Annotated in this window: 4 protein-coding genes; 3 read left to right on the top strand and 1 reads right to left on the bottom strand. The window is 66.1% G+C overall.

Annotated features, from left to right (window positions below; translation table 11 throughout):
- Window positions 1–68 precede the first annotated feature (68 nt).
- Window positions 69–758 carry a hypothetical protein gene (locus ACNAW0_RS30095; RefSeq protein ID WP_416291426.1) on the top strand — a complete coding sequence of 230 codons (690 nt, stop codon included), beginning with the start codon at window positions 69–71 and terminating at the stop codon, window positions 756–758.
- A 464-nt stretch (window positions 759–1,222) separates the two neighbouring features.
- Window positions 1,223–1,963, top strand: a complete 741-nt coding sequence (locus ACNAW0_RS30090) for a hypothetical protein (protein ID WP_416291425.1) — start codon at window positions 1,223–1,225, stop codon at window positions 1,961–1,963.
- 49 nt (window positions 1,964–2,012) lie between these two features.
- Here ACNAW0_RS30090 and ACNAW0_RS30085 read toward each other — a convergent pair whose 3' ends face one another.
- Entirely contained in the window at window positions 2,013–2,330 is a 318-nt protein-coding gene (locus ACNAW0_RS30085; RefSeq protein ID WP_416291424.1) for a hypothetical protein, read from the bottom strand.
- Between the two features lie 346 nt (window positions 2,331–2,676).
- On the opposite strand from ACNAW0_RS30085, the gene ACNAW0_RS30080 reads away from it, so the two are divergent.
- Window positions 2,677–2,895: a hypothetical protein gene (locus ACNAW0_RS30080; RefSeq protein WP_416291423.1), complete on the top strand. Its 219-nt coding sequence runs from the start codon at window positions 2,677–2,679 to the stop codon at window positions 2,893–2,895.
- Window positions 2,896–3,350 lie beyond the last annotated feature (455 nt).

Genomic DNA, 3,350 nt, shown 5'->3' with positions numbered 1-3,350 from the left:
ACCCGGTGAACGTCAGTGGACACCGCACTAGTTAGCAGCGGTTGAAATCCTGAACCATAATCCACGACGTGTCAGCGTCGCTTCCTCGTCGCGGCAGGGCGCGCCGACATCGGCTTTCCCTGATCGCCTGCTTCACCGCGCCCGGGTTGATCTCGGCGCTGGCCGACTTGTTCAGCTGGCCGGAGTGGGTGCCTCTCGCTGCGTGGGTCATAGCACTCTTGGTCGCCAGCCAACTCGTGTTGACCCAAAGCGTGTGGAGCGAGGCTCCGCTGGCAACGAAGGCCGCAGCCCTGGCGGCAGCCGTCGCATCCCTCTTCTGGATGCTCGCGATGATGGATGCCCCTCGGCTCACCGTGCTCGCTCTACGCGGGGAGCCGGAGGTGGCGAGAGTGGTGGACCATGACGTCGCCCATTACCCCGGACGGGGAGGCGGACACGACGTGCACTGCTACAGCCTGCAGCGCACCGACGGCACCCCGATCCGTGGCAACATCTGCCGAGACCGGGACGACGAGTTCACAGTAGGTGGGACGACGGCCGTTCTGGTCGACCCCAACGGCCTGATCGCACCCGAAACCCCGGATGAAGTTGCGCAAGCACGCGCCCTACAGGTCTTCGGGCTCGTGAGTCTCGTCGCGACCCTCGTCCTGTGCTGGGTCACCGGCGGACTCACATCACACGTCGCTACTGGCCGCCTCGTTCCGCGACGGCTCCCTCGTCCACGGCGTTCCATACGTCGCAGCAAGTCCAAACCTTGATCAATCACTGATTGCCTGGATCGGTGAGTATGGCTGCTCGGTTGGCCACTGCCGGGGCCGGGCTGCTGCGCGACGAGGTCGAGGTGGGGATACGGCGCGTGTACCAAGGGCAGGCCCCTGGCCTGCCGGCAACGCCGGCCCGAGCGATCGCAGAGGCTCCGGGTTCAAGGGCGGCTTCGCAGGGCAGTCGCCAGCATCCGCGACGCCCGCCCCGCCCGACCACCACCTTCCGCGTCCACGACGGCGACCAGCTCCTCACCGAAGTACCCCGCACCACCCTCAAGCCGATCGCCCGGTTAAGGTTCGCAAGCCCGAACCCTCGCGGCACAGAACCGGCGGCCAGGTCGAGTCGGAGTACGCAAGGTGAGTGCAACCACCTCGGTCACATCCGACGGGCATCTTCTGGCACCAGGTCCGGAAATTGAGGGGCCATGGGCCTGGATGAGGTCGACTACGCTCCTGGCATGTTGGCCGCGCTCTTCGCCGTCACGGTCCGCTACCGGCGGCTGATCCTCACCCTTTCGCCTGTCCTGGCCGTGGGTCTGGCCTGGGGCCGTCGGCTGTCAGACTGGCTGGGCTTGATCCTGATTATCGCGGCCTTACTCGTGGGCGTGCTGGGCGTGCTTGCCCTTGGTCGATCACGTCCGGCGGCCTTACTGGTCAAGCCCGAGGTTCGGGCGTTCGCCACTGAACCGGGCGCGTCCCAGATCCTCATCGCCGTGATGCTCACGTTCTCGGCCTCGCAGTTGCTGGGACTGCCCCTTGGCGAAGTCGTCGGGGGCCTGTTCATGGTGTTGCCGTTCCTGCTCCTCGTCGCCATCGGTATGCAGGTTGCCGCTGGCTGGCGCGGCGTTTCGCTCGAGTTACGGCCGGACGGTGTCTGTCAACGCGACGTCACCGGCTCCTTGATGGTGCCGTGGGAGGCCCTGGCACCCGGCAGCCCTTCCCGACCCGCAGTCGGGGCCTCCACCCTGGCCCTGACTTACACACAACCGGACCTGGTACGCCGCTGCGGCATCCTCCCCCTGGGCCGACGGCGGCTGCGCATCGACAACATCCACCCATGGTTCCTCGCCGACACGATCCGGCACTACGTCGACCACCCACAGCACCGGCCGGCGATCGGCGAACCAGCCGAATACCAACGGCTCTGGCATGCGTTGATGTCCGCGCCCACCGGCCCCGACCACGTGCACGCTTCCTAGGCCCACCGGCAAGCATCAACTGGGGACGGAAATGCCGGCAGCCGGCCGCCTATGCCGTCTCCGTTACCTCGTAGGGGTGCGTGTCGGCCGGGTCGTAGGGCCGGTCGGCCAGCTCCACGGCTTGCGAGTGCTCCAGCGCGTAGTAGACGTGCGCGCACCGCGGCTGCACCGTCACCAGGTCTCCCGGTTCAAGCGTCATCCTCGCCCGCTCGCCGGAATCCAGGTCCTGACAGACCGCCCGGACCCGCCAGATGATCAGGTGCAGCGTCTCTGTCTTGTAGGCGTGGTAGTGGTTGCCGCGCGGCTTCGTGGCATCCGGCCGGAACTCCAGGTAGGCAAGGTACTGGTAGCTGTCGCCGTTGACCACCTAGGCCAGTTCTCCGACCGGAGACTGGATTCGACCACCTCCGGGAGGGATAGGAGGCGTCGTCACCGGAAGCCGCCGTAGCTGCACCTTGTCCACGGCGTCATGGTAGGCCCCGATTATTTGGCGTTGTATTGATCAAAGGTGAGGGCATAGTCGATCAACACGGACAAGATGCCGTCTGAGCTGCCCGTTCACTGGTCATCGGTAGTCGACGTTCGTTGCTCTTGGTCCACCACTGACGGCCTGGATACGGCCTGATCTTGGGCTTCCCTCGGTGGTGCGCCAGGACGCCCGATCGTCACCCAGGGGTCTCCACGGCGGCGGCTACCTGCTGGATACTGCCTTGATGCCCCAGAAGACAGAGTCCTTCCCCTCGCGGCACTTCTCGCAGAGCAATCCTGAAGGGCCGGGCCAGGACGACGTTCCGGCCCTACTGCGTCGGGTCGCCGACTCGATCGAGGCACTCGGACAGGTGTGGGTCCAAGACCTGGTCCTGCACAACGAGGTCACGGCCGATGGGGACTGGTACTCAGTCACGGTCTACTTCCGCGAGGAGTCCGAGTAGCGCAGCTTGCCCCACGACCCGGCTGCTCACCACGACCCCTCGCTTGTAAGTTCTGGGCGCATTGTCCGGCGGGGTCCGTCCGCATCCGCGACCTCGGGCAACTGTCCGCGCCCGGCCGCCAGGGGCTGCCCTCGTCCCGGCCCGTTGCTGTCACCGTTGCTGTCGGCAGCACTGGTGACAGCCCCGCTTACGATCGTGGCCATGATGGAATCGGGGTTCTGGGCAGTCGGCCTGCTGCTCTGCGGCGGCTTCAGTTGCCTGGTGCTCTGTGCGGTCGCAGCGGCGTGGGCCGCAGGGCGAAAGTGACGGTTGCCGAGTTGGCCAACCTCAGACGTTGAAGCGGAACATAGAGCCGCTAGCCCGCCGCCAGCGTGAACGGCCGGCGACACCTGCTCACACGGCGGCTCTGGCTGCCATCGTTGGTGGCTGGTTGACGACGTTTGACAGTATCTTGT

Source organism: Micromonospora sp. SL1-18 (assembly GCF_047921505.1).
Classification (GTDB): Bacteria; Actinomycetota; Actinomycetes; order Mycobacteriales; family Micromonosporaceae; genus Micromonospora.
Note: the sequence above shows the minus strand (reverse complement) of the source record. Positions and strands in the feature narration are given on the sequence as shown.